Annotated in this window: 1 pseudogene; it reads right to left on the bottom strand. The window is 48.6% G+C overall.

Features of this window, described 5'->3' with window-relative positions:
* Positions 1-286, bottom strand: a pseudogene (locus BHE89_RS01195) (transposase); the annotation flags it as partial.

Here is a 286-nt window from a genome sequence, read left to right as displayed (position 1 = left end):
CGCTTGGTTTTCGTCAACAATTGCACGAGAGAGTTTGTGTTGAAAATCAGCACGGGCATTGGCTACCCCGTTCGTGTACACCTGCAAGCTGTATTCGGGCTTTACGGCGATTAGCACTCCCTTTTTGCTTGCGAGATAAGGCTTTTTGTTTTCGACGGAGGTTACGGCTGGCATTGATAAGGTGGCACGGATTAGCAATCTTATTGCCGTCTGATTTGATGGCGTAATGACTCAGCCCCACATCAAGCCCCGTGATATTTGATATCAATGTTGGCTTTGCCGGTGC

It is taken from the genome of Shigella sp. FC1967 (assembly GCF_001743005.1).
Taxonomy (GTDB): domain Bacteria; phylum Pseudomonadota; class Gammaproteobacteria; order Enterobacterales; family Enterobacteriaceae; genus Proteus.
Note: the sequence above shows the minus strand (reverse complement) of the source record. Positions and strands in the feature narration are given on the sequence as shown.